Below are 16,014 nucleotides of genomic sequence, written 5' to 3' on the forward strand. Positions count from 1 at the left end.
TAGCGGATGAAATTTTTTTCACACATTTTATTCCTAGGAAGGGGGAACCGAAAGATGGAAACAGAATACTCAACTTTCGGAAGACACGTTGCTGTTGATACTTGGGGGGTAGATTTTGAACTTCTGAACAATGCAGAATGGCTGCAAGCTCAGATGGTTGAAGCTGCCGAAATATGTGGAGCAACTGTTTTATCTGTACAATCCAAGCAATTCGAACCACAAGGAGCAACAGTTCTTGTAATGTTGTCCGAGAGTCATCTCTCCATTCATACTTATCCTGAGAGAGGTTTTGCCGCACTTGATTGTTATACATGCGGTGAGACAGTCGACCCTCAATTAGCAATCGACTTTATGGTATCCGTACTAAAACCAGAAACGTTCTATGCGAAGAAGCTTGTTCGCGGAATGGGTGAATTACAAGTAGAAACTCCTGAAATAAAGCAAGCAGAGCTTGTTAAATAAAATTCTGCACCTTACCATAACGATAACCACGGAGAAATCCGTGGTTATTTGTTTGTTCAGATACCCATACAATGATATTGGTGATACATGTCCAATTCATTTGGAGTGGGGGAAGAAGCTTGAAGCAAAAGTTAATAAGAAAAACGGTTTTGTATGTCGTTGTACTCTTTCTGATCATTTGGCCTATTTATCAACTTAGCCAAATGTTAGGTCATCATAAGGAAGATCATGATGCCACACATTTATTGTTCCAAGTATCCTTATTTCAAATGGAGATATTGAATAGCAGCTTAGAAGAAGCCTTTCAGAGTAAAAATACGAATGAACTGGATCCGGTGAAGCAAGCGCTGTATTCAGCAGAATACACACATGAACGTCTGATCCTAGCGGCAGGAGGAAGTGATGAGTTGACTTCCCTCAGCTTCATGACGCAATTAAGTCAATACATTCAGAGGTTGCAGCTTGGGGGATCTAGAGCCTTGAAGGCTGATGAGACCCAAACGCTGAAGGAAACCCAGAAGCAATTTGGCAACATGTATGAGGCCTATGAGAAAATGATGGCGTCTAACGGAGATATCATTTCATCTCAGAATGCGGAGTTATCAAAACTGGATCGCGATCTGACGGTCTTTTTAAGAAAAAAAGGGCTTCAATAGGGTATTCTTGCTGCCTTAGGTATAGAGGAACACAGAGCTGTTAAAACTAACGAACAGTACCAAAGCATTCATAATTTATTCAAAAATTTTGTCGGATTGCGTGTTTTGCTGTGCTATAATGGTCTATAAATAGTAAGAAAGGTAGGTGGTAACAATGCATATTATCGCGGTCGGCTTGAATTATCGGACAGCCCCGGTGGAAATTCGTGAGAAGTTTGCGTTCTCAGATCAAGATTTACCGATGGCAATCGCTGAATTGAAAGAGACGAAGAGCATTTTAGAATGTGTCATTGTTGCCACCTGCAATCGCACCGAAATTTATGCTGTCGTGGATCGGCCTCAGCTGTGCAGTCATTACTTGACTCATTTTATTGAGCGTTGGTTTCAAGTGACGAAGGATCAGTTCCAGAAGCATTTATATACGTATGAAAATGAAAAAGCCATTGAGCATTTGTTCCGTGTAACAACTGGGCTTGACTCGATGGTCATTGGGGAAACTCAGATCCTTGGTCAAGTGCGGGATGCTTTTTTAGCGTCCCAACAATTGAAAGCTACAGGATCTTATTTCAACACATTGTTTAAACAGGCGATTACACTTGCTAAGAAAGCACACTCAGAGACGGGCATCAGCAATAATCCAGTCTCGATTAGCTATGCAGCCGTAGAACTCGGAAAGCGGATTTTCGGAAGCTATGTGAACAAGACCATCATGATTATTGGTGCTGGTAAAATGAGTGAGTTAACCGTGAAGCATTTGTATGCGAATGGCGCGAACAAAGTTATCGTTGTGAATCGCACGTTGGAAAGGGCTTTGGACTTAGCCGGTAAATTCAACGGTGTGGCTAGTACCCTAGAGGAAATGCCTACGTATTTACCTGAGGTGGACATCATCATTAGCTCGACTGGTGCGCCAGGGTATGTTCTGACTAAGAACGATATTCAGTCTTATGTGCAAAAGAGAAAATCACGTCCGCTCTTCATGATGGATATCGCGGTACCGCGCGATCTGGATCCTCAAATTAGCGGCTTGCCTAATGTGTTCCTCTACGATATTGATGATTTGGAGCATATCGTCGATAAGCATTTGCAGGAGAGAAAGAAAGAAGCGGCTAAGATTGAGATCATGATCATTTCGGAAATTGCCGCCTTTGAGCAATGGACGAAGACACTAGGTGTTAGCCCACTGATTAGTGCTCTGCAAACGAAAGCGAATCAGATACACGAAGAAACCATGGAAAACATGCTGAATAAGCTGACTGATCTAGATGAACGTGAAATAAAGATCATTCGCAAATTAACGAAAAGCATTGTGAATCAAGTGTTGCGTGATCCGATTCTACGGATCAAAGAAATGGCGGGAGAGCGTCATGGCGATGATGCCCTTGAAATTTTTACGAAGCTTTTCGCATTAGAAGATACGCTTAAACAACAAGAACAGGCAGATCAAATAGCACAAGAGCTAGAGTCTGGCTTTAACAAAGTGGAAAGTAAACAAACGCTGGATGAGAAGTTGTCCGTTCGTGGTTTACAAAACACGGATGTTCTAGCCCCATCTTGATAAAGAGGCGCTAACCGCCTAGGAGAGGTGCCATGGTAACACGTAGCTGGTTGTTTGATGCGATGATTTATATGTATGCCCTGAGCCTACTGTTTTACTTTTCGGATTTCGCGAATGCGAGCCGAAGCGCGAAACGGATGGGGACGGGGCTGCTTTTGTTTGTATGGGTTTTGCAAACCGCTTACTTGGCTATCAGTATGTATGGTCATTTGACGGAGTGGGCTTTCGGACGGTCAGATGTCCTGTTCATGTTTTCGTGGCTAATTGTAACGATTTCGTTGATTATTAACCGCTTTTTCCGAATTGAATTGTTTGTGTTCTTTGTGAATGTACTCGGCTTTGCAATTCTCGCACTCAATATATTCGGAAACCCAAATGTCATGCCGATCAAATCCGATTGGGACATCAATGATGAGCTATTATTCATTCATATTTCATTAGCGATTGGCAGCTATGCCGCATTTTCGATTGCCGCTATCTTTTCAGGCATGTACGTATTTTTACATAAAAGGTTAAAGACCAAAAATTTCTCTCAGGCTGTTATGAGACTCCCGTCCCTTGAAAAAATCGAGCATTATACCTATTTGTCGGTCATTATCGGGGGGCCGCTACTTCTAATGGCTTTAAGTCTTGGCGTAGTTTGGGTTGTGCTTGAAGGAGATCGCAATCTACTTTATGATGCCAAAGTAATTAATTCCTTTTTTGTATTAGCAGCCTACGCGTTTTACTTATTTCAACATAAATCCATGCGGATTTCGGGCAATAAGCTAGCTATGTGGAACTTAGCAGCCTTCTGTATTGTTGTGTTGAATTTCGTTGTTTCAAATTTGGTTTCTGATTTTCATGGTTGGATATGGAGCTAAATGGTTGGCATTATCCGTATCCGATTATGATGAATTTAGCTGGACGCCGGTGCCTTATTGTCGGCGGGGGTCCGATTGCAGAACGGAAATTACGCTCGTTGCTTCAGGCAGGTGCAGAAGTGACGCTAGTCAGTCCGGAATACACGACTGGCATCCTGGAGCTTGAGCATCACGCTGACGTGATCCTCAAGAAGCAGCCCTATGACCCAGCGATATGGAAGGCTCAGGGCGAGGCACGCTATGCGTTGGTTATCGCGGCAACGAATGCGGCTCATGTAAATAGGCAGATTGCACAGGATGCGAATATTTATGATACACTCGTCAATATTGTCGATAAACCCGAGATGAGTTCGTTTATTTTACCTTCCGTTGTACGACGGGGCAAGCTGGTGATTACGGTCTCGACAGGGGGCGCTAGTCCATCAGCAGCACGCAAAATTGCCAAAGAGATCGACAAGACTTACGGCGATGAGTATGAAATCTATCTGGATTTTCTCAGCGAAACTCGCTTGATGATTCAGAACCATGTGAAGGATAAAGAAGCTAGACAGAACCTTTTTAAAGAAATGTTGGCATGGGATCTCATACGGTTGATCCGTGATGGGACGTTTGAAGACTGGAAACAGAAGTTTGACATAGCATTACAGAGCGCCGCTTGGATGCAAACGCAAGAGCAGGTAGAGAATGAACTGCCTTCTTGGTCTTTCATCAATGAGATTGAAATATAAGCGAGTATATGTTTCACGACATACAATGCTTATATTTTTGGATAAACACTTCGACAAGTCCAAGAAGGACGGTGTAGTCGTTTATTGTAGGCAGCACGTTTAGGAGGCGGAGACGAATGAAAACGATTATAGTAGGGACAAGACAGAGTGCCTTGGCACTGACTCAAACGGGACAAGCCGTGGAGCTCTTAAAGCAACTTGCGAAAGAGCATGGCATTGAATGTCAATTTGAAATTAAGAAAATTGTAACGAAAGGCGATCGTATTCTGGACGTCACGTTATCCAAAGTCGGAGGCAAGGGCCTGTTCGTTAAGGAAATTGAACAGGCGTTGACAGACGGCGAGATTGATATCGCCGTTCATAGCATGAAGGACATGCCCTTCGAGCTACCCGAAGGTCTTGTTGTAGGCGCGATTCCCAAGCGCGAAGATGCGCGCGATGCACTGATCACGCGCGGCTACAGCTCTTTGGACGAGCTGCCACAGGGCGCGCTCGTCGGCACAAGCTCGCTGCGCCGTGCTAGCCAGCTGCAGCACTACCGCCCGGACCTCCGGATCGAGTCGATCCGGGGCAACATTGATTCGAGGCTGCGTAAGCTCGAAGAAGAGAACTTCGATGCGATTATGCTTGCCGCTGCCGGTTTGCACCGGATCGGCTGGCAAGATCGCATCAGCGCGTACTTGCCGCCGGAGCTATGCCTCCCTGCCGTAGGGCAGGGAGCGCTGTGCATCGAGTGCCGCGGCAACGACACGTTCGTGCTGGACTTGCTGGGCAAGTTCCAGCATGAGCCAACGGCGCTCGCGGTGCGAGCGGAGCGGGCTTTCCTCGGCAGACTCAACGGAGGCTGCCAGGTGCCGCTCGGCGCATACGCGAGCGTGAACGAAACGAGCAGCGGGGACGCCTCGCTGCTGACCCTCACAGGCATGGTAGGTACGCCGGATGGCGTGACCATGCTCAAGGAAACAGCTTCCGGTAACGATCCGGAAGCGTTAGGGGAACTTGTTGCTTCGATGCTCATCGCACAAGGAGCTGAAAAGATTCTAGCTGAGGTGAGGGAGTGATAGCTGTGAACAAAGGAAGAGTTTTTCTTGTTGGAGCGGGTCCTGGAGATCCTAAGCTTATCTCGGTTCGTGGCATGGAAGCGATCCAGAAAGCGGACGTTATCGTCTACGATCGTCTCGCCAATCCACGCTTATTAAAGCATCGTAGACCAGAAGCAGAACTCATCTTTGTTGGTAAGCTCCCAGATAAACATGTACTAAAACAAGAAGAAATCAATCAATTACTCGTAGATTTGGCTTTACAAGGGAAAATCGTAACAAGACTTAAAGGCGGAGATCCTAGTGTGTTCGGACGTGTTGGGGAAGAAGCTGAGCTTCTAGTTGATAACGGCATTACCTACGATATCATCCCGGGAATTACTTCGTCGATCGCTGTTCCAGCTTACGCGGGAATTCCTGTCACGCATCGTGATTTCACATCATCTGTTGCAATAGTTACGGGTCATGAATACCCGAATAAAACGTATTCCAGTCTGAACTGGGAACACCTAGCCAAAGCGATTGGCACGATGGTATTCCTCATGGGTGTTGCCAATCTAGAGCAAATATGCCGTGAATTGATTCGTTGCGGTAAGCCGCCAGAAATGCCGGTTGCGCTAGTCAGATGGGGAACTTGGGCTGATCAAGCGACCATTACAGGAACACTTGCAGATATTACAGAAAAAGTGCGGGAAGCGAACTTCAAATCCCCTGCTGTTATTATTGTTGGTGAGGTAGTTAAACTCCGTGAAAAGCTCGCTTGGATTGAGAAGAAACCGCTCTTTGGTAAGCGAGTACTCGTTACGAGAGCTCGAAGCCAAGCAAGTGAGCTTGTGGATCTCATCGATGATCTCGGTGGAGAGCCCGTTGAGTTCCCTGTGATTCGCTTGCAACCGCCGAGTCGCCCCGAAGCACAACTTGCGCTAGACCAAGCACTAGATCATTTGCAGGAATTTAACTGGATTCTTTTTACGAGTGGGAATGGCGTCGAGTTCTTCTTCCGCAGATTGCGTGAGAAAGGCATTGATGTTCGTAGAATGGGGAACGCGCGTATTGCCGCTGTGGGTCCTAAGACAGCAGAAGCACTCGCAGAGCGAGGTATTATTGCCGACGTACTTCCAACTAAATATACGGGGGAAGGCATCTTAGATGCCATTAAAGGGGATTTGAACGCTGGTCAGAAGGTATTATTGCCGACGGCCGATCTTGCACGCGATTATTTGCCTTCTAAACTGAAGGAGCTAGGGCTCGAAGTTACGGAAGTGGATGTGTACGAGAATGTGCTGACCACCGATGACGGAGACGAGATCATTCACCTTTTACAAAATCAAAGCATTCATATCATAACTTTTACAAGCTCATCTACCGTTACGAATTTACTCGAAGCTTTGAAGCAACTCGGTATGGAAGATCCGTTATCGTTGCTGCAAGGCGTGGAGATCGCAGTTATTGGTCCCAAAACGGGAGAAACCGTTGTTCAAGCAGGTCTGTCGATTACATATATGGCTGAAGAAGCGACCGTTGCTTCTTTGGTACAAAGCATGATTCAAGGAGGCGGAAATCCATCATGAGTTTTCCAATCGTTCGTAACCGCCGCTTGCGCGGAAATACAGCCATTCGCAATCTTGTACGTGAGAATCAAGTTACAGTTAACGATGTTGTTCAACCGATATTCGTTACTCACGGCACCAATGTAAAGTCAGAGATAGCATCGATGCCTGGTGTGTATCATTTCTCGCTAGACCGCTTGAAAGAGGAGATTGATGAAATTACGCAGCTAGGCATTCAAGCGATTCTCTTGTTTGGCGTACCTGATTATAAAGATGCAACAGGAACATCCGCTTTTATGGACGACGGCATCGTTCAGCAAGCTACACGTTTTATTAAAGAGATAAACCCTAACTTGCTAATTATCGCAGATACGTGCTTATGTCAATTCACTGATACGGGTCATTGCGGTGTCATTCATCACCACCCGATTACAGGGCAAGCGGATGTAGCTAACGATCCTTCATTGGAGCTTCTCGTTCGTACAGCCGTTTCGCAAGCCAAAGCAGGTGCTGATATTATTGCTCCTTCTAACATGATGGATGGCTATGTGCAAGCCATTCGTTCTGGACTTGATGAGGCTGGATACGAGAACACGCCGATCATGGCCTATTCCGTCAAATATGCTTCAGCCTACTACGGTCCTTTCCGTGATGCTGCGCATTCCACACCGCAGTTCGGCGATCGTAAAACGTATCAAATGGATCCGGCTAACAGCCGTGAAGCCCTTCGTGAAGCGGCAAGCGACGTCGTCGAGGGAGCTGATTTCCTCATGGTGAAGCCAGCGCTCGCTTACATGGATATTATACGGATGCTGAAGGATAACTTTGACTTGCCTGTTGTCGCTTACAATGTGAGCGCAGAATACGCCATGGTGAAGGCTGCGGCGCAGCAAGGTTGGGTGAATGAAGAAGCGATTGTGATGGAGACCATGATGAGCTTCAAACGTGCAGGAGCCGATATTATCCTAACGTATTTTGCTAAAGATATCGCAAGATACCTACAAAAATAAGCTGGAACGAGAACCATTTGTCCTCTGTGATCTAAAACAGAGTTCGGTGGTTCTTTTTGTCATACTTTTGTCGCAATAGATAAGCTTACCTTGGTTGTGAGAGGGGTATAATTAGGGCATAATGGATGTGAATAGATGGAAACAAGAGGAAGGTGCCTCATGAGTTATAACGATAATTTTATTAAAGCATGCCGGAAAGAACAGGTAGACACGCTGCCCGTGTGGTATATGCGTCAAGCAGGTCGCTACGACCCAGACTACCGTAAGATCAAGGAAAAGTACTCCTTGCTCGAAATTTGTCAGCAACCAGAACTTGCAGCTGAAGTGACAATGATGCCGATCAAAAAGCTTGGCGTAGATGCTGCTATTTTGTATTCGGATATCATGAATCCCGTGGCATCTCTTGGTGTTGATTTTGATATTGTCAAAGATATCGGTCCTGTCATACATACGCCGGTTCGTACGGCTCAAGATGTGGAACATCTTCGTCCTATTGATGTGGAGAAGGACTTGTCCCACATTCTACAAACGATTCGTATTTTAGACAAGGAATTGGAAGTTCCGTTGATTTCGTTTGCGGGTGCTCCTTTTACAATTGCCAGCTATTTGATCGAAGGAAGACCTTCGAAGAGCTATATTCGTACGAAGCAAATGATGTATTCGGAGCCAACAGTCTGGTTCGCGTTAATGGATAAGCTTGGGGATATGGTAATCACGTATCTACGTGCGCATATCGCCAATGGAGCGAAAGCCGTGCAAGTATTCGATAGCTGGGTGGGTGCACTCTCTCCAGCCGATTTCGACGTCTATGTACGGCCTACGATGATGAGAATCTTCAAAGAGCTGTCCGATTTGAAAGAACCGAAAATTTATTTCCCAGGCGTTAGCTCGGGTGAATTGCTTCCGTATCTGACGACGATTCAAGCGGATGTGATTGGTCTGGATTGGCGGGTACCGATCTCCGTTGGTCGTGAAAGACTTCAGAACCGCTATGCGGTTCAAGGAAACCTGGATCCGTATATTCTAACTGCGCCGATGAGTGTGATTGAAGCGCAAGCGAAAGCGATCATGGATGATGGGATGAAGCAGCCAGGGTTTATTTTCAACCTAGGACATGGCCTATTCCCAGAAGCATCGCTAGAGAAATTGAAAGAATTAACGACGTTTATTCATAGCTATTCTCATTCCGTTTTAACCCAGCAAGCAGAAAAGAGTGGTGTTTAACGTGAGCAAAACGCGCATTGGCGTATTAGTCATGTCTTATGGTACGCCGGAAAGCTTGGATCAAGTTGAAGCGTACTATACACATATCAGACGGGGGCATCCGCCGACGCCTGAGCAATTACATGAATTAACGACGCGCTACGAGGCCATTGTTGGCGGCTTCTTCCCGCTGCGTGAAAATACGAATAAACAAGTGAAGGGACTTGAAGCTGTGTTGCGTCAAGAGCACCCTGAGCTTGAATTCGTCTGTTACCAAGGCCTTAAGCACGCTCAGCCCTATGTAGAAGACGGCGTTGAACAGATGGTCAAGGATGGCATCACAGAGGCCGTAGGGATCGTTCTAGCGCCACACTACTCGACGATGAGTGTCGGTGGATATGTGAAGAGAGCGAAGGATAAAGCGGACTCGCTTGGTCTTAACATGACTTTCGTTCTGGATTATCATCTGCATGCGAAACTGTTGGATGCCTTGCAAACTCGTGTAGAGAACGCTTTGGGGAAATTTGCGGAAGCGGATCGTGATAACGTGCGAGTTATCTTTACAGCACACAGCTTGCCAGAGAAAATTCTGGAGATGAAGGATCCGTACCCGGATCAATTGCTGGCTACGTCCAAAGCAATTGCTGAACGCGTCGGTCTTACGAATTGGCAGTTTGGTTGGCAGAGTGCGGGACAGACGGCTATGCCTTGGTTAGGTCCGGACATTCTGGACGTCATGCGCACGATCAAGCAAGAAGAAAGTGTGGATCAGATTCTACTTTGTCCAATCGGTTTCGTTTCCGATCATTTAGAGGTTCTTTATGATATCGATATCGAAGCGCAAGCGTTGGCGAAAGAGCTCGGCGTACATTTGGAGAGGACGGAGTCGCTCAATACCGATCCCCTTTACATGGAAACATTAAGTGATGTTGTATACAAGAAATGGCAAGAGACAGCGAGTTCAAGATGAGTACTCAAGTGCCTCATTATATGATTATAGGCGGGGGTATTACTGGGCTAAGCGCTGCTTTTTATTTGAAAAAGCGGTTGGAGATGGATGGCGGAGGTGCCCCCTTCCGCATTTCGGTTGTGGAGAAATCACCGTCTTTCGGCGGGAAAATTCATACCATCGAGCGTGACGGTTTTGTTATCGAAAAGGGTCCAGATTCCTTCCTTGCGCGTAAACGTCCCATTATTGATTTGGCTTATGATCTTGGCATGGAGAACGAGCTGACGGGTACGAATCCGAAAGCCAAGAAAACCTTCATTGTTCGTGGGAGAAAGCTGCACCGCATGCCTCCTGGCTTGGTCCTAGGGATTCCGACACAAATGACACCTTTTATGAAGACAGGCCTTATTTCACCAATGGGCAAGCTGCGAGCTGCCATGGATCTAATCTTGCCGAAGCGAGAGATTGCCGAAGATGAGTCGCTTGGACATTTTCTTGAGCGCAGATTAGGCAAGGAAGTGCTTGAACGCATTGTTGAGCCGCTGCTTGCAGGGATTTATGCGGGAGATACGTATAAGCTGAGCTTGAAGTCCACATTCCCGCAATTTCGGGCTATGGAGCAGAAGAACCGCAGCTTAATTCTGGGGATGATGGCGAGTCGCAAAAATGTGACCGAGGAAAGCGCGCATTTGCCCGCGGCCGTTCGTAATTCGGTGTTTGTGACGTTTAAGCGAGGGTTGCAATCGTTAGTGAATGGTTTAGTAGACGCTTTAAGTACGGTGGATTTACGTGCGAGTGTTGGTATTAACTCCGTGCGTAAAATAGCGGATGGACAAACAGAGGTTACATTTGATGACGGTCATCGTGAGATCGTTGACGGGATCATTGTGACGACGCCTACGTATCAAGCGGCTAAGCTGCTTTCGGAGCTTCCGGCAGCAAGCAAGCTGGCGAAGATTGACTATATATCCGTAGCCAATGTGATCATGACTTTCGAACGTAAAGATATCCCGTTTGAACTAGATGCCTCCGGTTTCCTTGTTCCTAAGCATGAAGGATATACCATTACGGCCTGTACCTTAACCTCAGCCAAGTGGCTGCATACTGCGCCTGAAGGCAAGGTGCTGCTGCGCTGTTATATAGGTCGTTCTGGCGAGCAAGATTGGCCGGCATGGTCCGATGAACAATTAATAAGTAAAGCACGTCATGATATGAAGGATCTACTTGGGATTACGGCTGAACCAGGATTCGCTGAAGTGACGAGGTTGATGCATTCTATGCCGCAATACCCCGTTGGTCATTTAGAGGAGATTGCTCATTTCAAAAAAGAACTAACGGCAGCAATGCCGCGAGTTCTCGTCACAGGTGCAGGATTTCATGGCGTAGGACTGCCCGATTGTATAAGGCAAGGAAAAGAGGCGGCGAATCAGCTAGCCGAGCTCACCCTTGCACAGAAGAAGCAGGATGTCATAGTAAGCTGATTACCGCAGCTTGGTCAGATCCAGCGTGAATTCAGAAGAGGATATCGTCAGAATTTGCTTCTCTTCGAGATCACGAATGACCTGCATGAGCGTTGATTTCTGAACACTAGCTAGCTGTGAAATTTCATCATAGTTCAGGACAAGCTTAATGATAATCGAGGTTCCTTTTCGTAATCCGTGCGAATTAGCCATCTTGATCAAGCTCTTGATGACGCGTGTTCTCGCATCTAGAAAGGTCAGATCATGGACTTGTTGATTCGTATCGCGCAGACGATTGCTAAGTTCTTGCATGATACCTAAGCTAATGTCAAAATGAGTACGGAGCAAGTCAAGGAAGCTCTGGTCAGTTATCGTTAGCAGTACGCATTCTTCTAAGGTTTGAGCAGATGCAGAACGAGGTTTTCCATCAATGAGGGAAAGCTCGCCGAAACTTTCGCTGGTTTTGCAGATCGACAAAATTTTCTCCTCACCTGAGTTGCTTGTCGTGTAGATCTTAACGGAGCCGCTAAGCACCATGTAGAAAACAGAACCTACTTCTTTTTCTGAAAATAGGATGGTACCCGTTTTATAAGTGCGTCTTGTACATATTTGAACAACGGCGTTCAATTGATGCTCATTTAATTGGGCGAATAAAGGAACTTTTTTGATAAGCTCTAGCATAGGTTGTACCGCCTTTGTGGTAGTTCTTGGTTAAGGTATGACCTCATTTTATCACAAGATCACGTTATTGGGGGCTAAATAATGGGAAATTCGAGCAGAATCGACAAACGCTCAGCAGCAGCTTTTCAAGAATCAAGAAAGCTGATTCCTGGAGGTGTGAACAGTCCAGTTCGCGCGTTTAAATCGGTGGGCTTAACACCTTTATTCATGGAGAGTGGATCTGGCTCGCGGGTAACGGATATTGATGGGAATACCTTTATTGATTATGTAGGTTCATGGGGACCACTCATCGTGGGTCATGCACATCCGACTGTTTTGGAAGCGATTCAGGCTACAGCAATCAAAGGGACAAGCTTTGGAGCTCCGACGCTGTTGGAAACAGAGATGGCGAAGCTTGTAATTGAGCGTGTACCGTCTATCGATATGGTTCGGATGGTCAATTCCGGTACAGAAGCGACCATGAGTGCATTGCGATTGGCTCGTGGATTTACGAAGCGCGACAAGATTATGAAATTCGAAGGAAGCTATCACGGGCATGCAGACGCCTTACTGATCAAGGCTGGATCAGGCGTTGCGACGCTTGGATTACCGGACAGTCCAGGTGTTCCGAGCAGTGTGGCTGCGAATACGATTACGGTTCCTTATAATGATTTGGAATCAGTGAAGCTGGCTTTTGAAAAGTTTGGTGAAGAAATCGCCGCGCTTATTGTGGAACCTATTGCAGGGAATATGGGTGTTGTTCCTCCCGCGGCAGGCTTCTTGCAAGGTCTTCGTGACATTACCAAGCAATATGGCTCTTTGCTAATTTTCGATGAGGTTATGACTGGTTTCCGTGTACATAAAAACTGCGCACAGGGTTTATACGGTGTAACGCCTGATTTAACATGTCTAGGCAAAGTTATCGGCGGTGGGCTGCCTGTAGGCGCATATGGCGGTCGCTTGGACATCATGGAACAGATTGCCCCAGCAGGTCCGATATACCAAGCAGGTACATTATCTGGCAACCCGCTTGCTATGGCGGCGGGCTTTGCAACATTGTCCTTACTAGGCGAGCCGAATGTATATGAGGAGCTGGAACGCAAGTCGGCAAGACTGGAAGCGGGCTTCGCAGCGAATGCTGCTGAGTTCGGTATTGCCAGCACGATCAATCGTGTAGGTTCGATGGTTTGTCCATTTTTCACGGAGACGGCTGTGACGAACTATGACACGGCAAAAACATCCGATCTTGGCCGATTTAATTCCTACTTCGGTCATCTACTGGATTTGGGTGTTTCCGTTGCACCTTCACAGTTTGAAGGGATGTTTGTTTCGACTGTTCATACCGATGAGGATATTGAAACGACGATTGGTGCGCATCGCGAAGCGTTGAAACGTCTATAAGAATGAGAAAAGGGCTGCCCTCCGTAGAATCTCTACGTGAGAGCAGCCCTTAATTTTTACCACATAAGAATTTATTAGTTTCCGATACTCGGAAGTACAAATTCTTATTGGCGATAAAAACAACCTTTAAAACGCGGTCGCACATCCTCGAATGACTTCGATAGAAGTTTTTCTCAATTTGGTTTAACCGTTGGAGATGGAGTAACCGTAGGTACTGATGACCCTGTTCCATTGGTTGTTGGCTTAGGTGTGGCACTCGGTACTGATGGCGACGGTGTTGATGACGGCTTCGCGCTGCTACCCGGTGTGCTACCATTACCTGACGTTGGTGTAGGTGTTGGTGTAGGGCTTGTCGAATTTGTTGGTGTACCGGTTGACGGCTTGTCGGTCGAATTCGGTTTCGAAGAATCCGTACTCGAAGGTGATGAAGATCCGCCAACTTTACCTGCTTCGGTCGTATTTTCTGGCTTAGCAGATGGTGTAGGCGTTGCTTTTGGCGTTGGTGTTGGTAATTTCCCTTGTGCTCTCAGTTCTGCTTGTTCTTTCAAGAATTCAGGGTGTGTAGAAGCACCACCTGCATCAATCGTAGTCAAACCAGCCCACACGTTCTTTACGTCAACTTTCTCAGGATGATCGAACACTAAGAAAGCTGAAGGTAAACGTCGCTCGCCATAACGGCTAGATGGTTTGGTAATGAGCGCATTATTATAAACCATTTCGGAAGATGCTCCGCCATCAAGGAATCCAGCGTTGATGACGTCGTCTTCTAAGAATAGATCCTGAACTTCTTTCAGTGTAGCTCCAACACTTGAAGTTTGACGGCCATCAATGACGATAAAGATAACCGTACCGTCTGCTTTTTGGCCAACCGCGGTACGCGGTGCACGTCCCCATCCGCCATCACCGCTTGTAATGAGCGGTTTACCGTTCGCGATGACACGCGGGTAGAAGGAAACCGCTTCGGATACGCCGAGTTTCAATAGATCGTTGATCGTATACTTACCGATAATGAGTGTTCCTTCTTTAGTAAAACCGACGATTTGTTGCGGGTTGCTTCCTTCTTGGTCGGTATAAAGTATTTCACCACCGGACATAATAGCACCGATTGGGGCAAATCCGTTTCCAAGGCCGTCAGGATCGTTGAATCCTCCACCATTCACGCCAGCAACGGCTCCCGTTCTCTGAACCATGGATGTAATTCGTTCTCCTTCACCTTGTTTAGCAGGAACGACAACACGAATGGAACGTGGGTCATATACATACATCCGTTTACCCTTCCATAGGGTGCCTGAAATGTCTTCTACCTTAACTAGGCTTTCGATAGGGCGATTTGTATTAAATTGTACAGCCTCAAGATCTTGTTTTTCGATGGAGTTGACTTCAGTTAAATTCTGCATTTCAAGAACCATCTGATCTCGTCGCCCAGCACCTACAAAGATCCAAGCCCAATCACGATGCTGTGTGGTAATGACTGTTTTAGCCAAATACTCACGAATGAATGTCCCTGGCGGGGTAAGAAATAAAAAGCTAGAACTTAGAAATGTACATACTGCTATAACAAGTAAAGTCCGCTTCAGCCAACTATAATTTCGAAAATGATTTGCAATTGAACTACCCAAGGTAAACCTCTCCTGCTCTATTAATAAATTGATAGAAATTGTCGAAAAAAAATAATACAAGACTAATAGTATCATATTTTTGCATGCAAATGGTAATGGTAATTGTTAAAATAAAGTGTACATAATCCCTCTTTCTTAAGGAGATCGTTCTTTTATGAAACGTTATTACTTTTTTGATTTTCCGATCGACCTCATGGCGATTGTTTTTGTATTTCTACTTGTTCTGCTAGCAATCTTCCTATCATTTCGTAAAGGCATAGAATCATGATCAAGTGGTCTCGTAATGGCGAATGGTTGGAGCTGCCACTTCCAAATGAGCATTGGAAACCGCTTAAGCCGGGTGCTGTCGAAGAATTATCGGCGTTCCTGCCTGTACCTCGCAAATTTTTTCTGCGCTTAGCTTCACAGGGGCTAATTCGTGTTGAAGGCAGTACGATTCGATTAAAGGTTTTTCCTCAGGAAAAGGCGGCGTTTAAACCTGAATCTTACCCATTAGACGTTCTATTCGAGGATGAGTTCACTCTAGTCGTGAATAAACCAGCTGGTAAGTCTGTCCATCCGGCAGAAGTCGGCCAAGGAGGGACGCTTGCTAACGCAGTAGCTTACTATTATGAAGAGACTGGACAAGCCTGTGAAATTCGCCATATTCATCGCTTAGACCAAGATACGACGGGCGTTGTTCTGTATGCCAAAAATGAGTGGGCGCATGTCCTCTTGGATGAAGCTATGCGAGAGAAGCAAATTGATAGACGCTATGTAGCGCTGGCTCAAGGAATTTTCAAAGAGAAGGAAGGATGGATCGATGAACCGATCGGCAAGGATCGCCATCAGCCAGGTAAGCGAAGAGTGGCACCC

Annotated in this window: 15 protein-coding genes; 13 read left to right on the forward strand and 2 right to left on the reverse strand. The window is 46.2% G+C overall.

Annotated features, from left to right (window positions below):
• Positions 1-54: 54 nt before the first annotated feature.
• The 11 genes from speD (at position 55) to hemG (ending at position 11,500) form a co-directional block, all read left to right on the forward strand.
• On the forward strand, positions 55-462 hold the full coding sequence (gene speD / locus AC1DVJ_RS14565) for an adenosylmethionine decarboxylase (RefSeq protein WP_477591812.1): 408 nt from the start codon (positions 55-57) through the stop codon (positions 460-462).
• A gap of 119 nt (positions 463-581) precedes the next feature.
• Positions 582-1,118, forward strand: a complete 537-nt coding sequence (locus AC1DVJ_RS14570; protein WP_477591813.1) for an S-adenosylmethionine decarboxylase — start codon at positions 582-584, stop codon at positions 1,116-1,118.
• Positions 1,119-1,272: 154 nt separating this feature from the next.
• On the forward strand, positions 1,273-2,676 hold the full coding sequence (gene hemA, locus AC1DVJ_RS14575; protein WP_477591815.1) for a glutamyl-tRNA reductase: 1,404 nt from the start codon (positions 1,273-1,275) through the stop codon (positions 2,674-2,676).
• Positions 2,677-2,708: 32 nt separating this feature from the next.
• Positions 2,709-3,539 (forward strand): cytochrome C assembly family protein, encoded by an 831-nt coding sequence (locus AC1DVJ_RS14580; RefSeq protein ID WP_477591817.1) that lies wholly within the window; start codon positions 2,709-2,711, stop codon positions 3,537-3,539.
• 29 nt (positions 3,540-3,568) lie between these two features.
• Positions 3,569-4,267 carry a precorrin-2 dehydrogenase/sirohydrochlorin ferrochelatase family protein gene (locus tag AC1DVJ_RS14585; RefSeq protein ID WP_477591819.1) on the forward strand — a complete coding sequence of 233 codons (699 nt, stop codon included), beginning with the start codon at positions 3,569-3,571 and terminating at the stop codon, positions 4,265-4,267.
• 116 nt (positions 4,268-4,383) lie between these two features.
• Entirely contained in the window at positions 4,384-5,328 is a 945-nt protein-coding gene (hemC, locus tag AC1DVJ_RS14590) for a hydroxymethylbilane synthase (protein ID WP_477591821.1), read from the forward strand.
• Positions 5,329-5,333: 5 nt separating this feature from the next.
• Positions 5,334-6,878, forward strand: coding sequence for a uroporphyrinogen-III C-methyltransferase (gene cobA, locus AC1DVJ_RS14595; protein WP_477591823.1), 1,545 nt, complete (start codon positions 5,334-5,336; stop codon positions 6,876-6,878).
• Positions 6,875-7,867 carry a porphobilinogen synthase gene (hemB, locus tag AC1DVJ_RS14600; protein ID WP_477591825.1) on the forward strand — a complete coding sequence of 331 codons (993 nt, stop codon included), beginning with the start codon at positions 6,875-6,877 and terminating at the stop codon, positions 7,865-7,867. Before cobA ends, hemB begins: the two co-directional genes overlap by 4 nt.
• 159 nt (positions 7,868-8,026) lie before the next feature.
• Positions 8,027-9,091, forward strand: coding sequence for a uroporphyrinogen decarboxylase (gene hemE, locus AC1DVJ_RS14605; RefSeq protein ID WP_477591827.1), 1,065 nt, complete (start codon positions 8,027-8,029; stop codon positions 9,089-9,091).
• Between the two features lies 1 nt (position 9,092).
• Complete coding sequence (gene hemH, locus AC1DVJ_RS14610) at positions 9,093-10,040, forward strand: ferrochelatase (protein ID WP_477591829.1); 948 nt, start codon at positions 9,093-9,095, stop codon at positions 10,038-10,040.
• Complete coding sequence (gene hemG, locus AC1DVJ_RS14615; RefSeq protein WP_477591831.1) at positions 10,037-11,500, forward strand: protoporphyrinogen oxidase; 1,464 nt, start codon at positions 10,037-10,039, stop codon at positions 11,498-11,500. Before hemH ends, hemG begins: the two co-directional genes overlap by 4 nt.
• On the opposite strand, the gene AC1DVJ_RS14620 is transcribed toward hemG, so the two are convergent.
• Complete coding sequence (locus tag AC1DVJ_RS14620; RefSeq protein WP_477591833.1) at positions 11,501-12,160, reverse strand: Crp/Fnr family transcriptional regulator; 660 nt, start codon at positions 12,158-12,160, stop codon at positions 11,501-11,503.
• 81 nt (positions 12,161-12,241) lie between these two features.
• On the opposite strand from AC1DVJ_RS14620, the gene hemL reads away from it, so the two are divergent.
• Positions 12,242-13,540, forward strand: a complete 1,299-nt coding sequence (hemL, locus tag AC1DVJ_RS14625) for a glutamate-1-semialdehyde 2,1-aminomutase (protein ID WP_477591835.1) — start codon at positions 12,242-12,244, stop codon at positions 13,538-13,540.
• A gap of 173 nt (positions 13,541-13,713) precedes the next feature.
• Here the strand turns inward: hemL and AC1DVJ_RS14630 are convergent, their stop codons facing one another.
• On the reverse strand, positions 13,714-15,159 hold the full coding sequence (locus AC1DVJ_RS14630; RefSeq protein WP_477591837.1) for a phosphodiester glycosidase family protein: 1,446 nt from the start codon (positions 15,157-15,159) through the stop codon (positions 13,714-13,716).
• A gap of 264 nt (positions 15,160-15,423) precedes the next feature.
• Between AC1DVJ_RS14630 and AC1DVJ_RS14635 the strand changes: the two genes are divergently transcribed.
• Positions 15,424-16,014: RluA family pseudouridine synthase (locus AC1DVJ_RS14635; RefSeq protein WP_477591839.1), on the forward strand; the 591-nt coding region annotated here is incomplete at its 3' end.

This window comes from Paenibacillus sp. P4_A9, assembly GCF_056402415.1.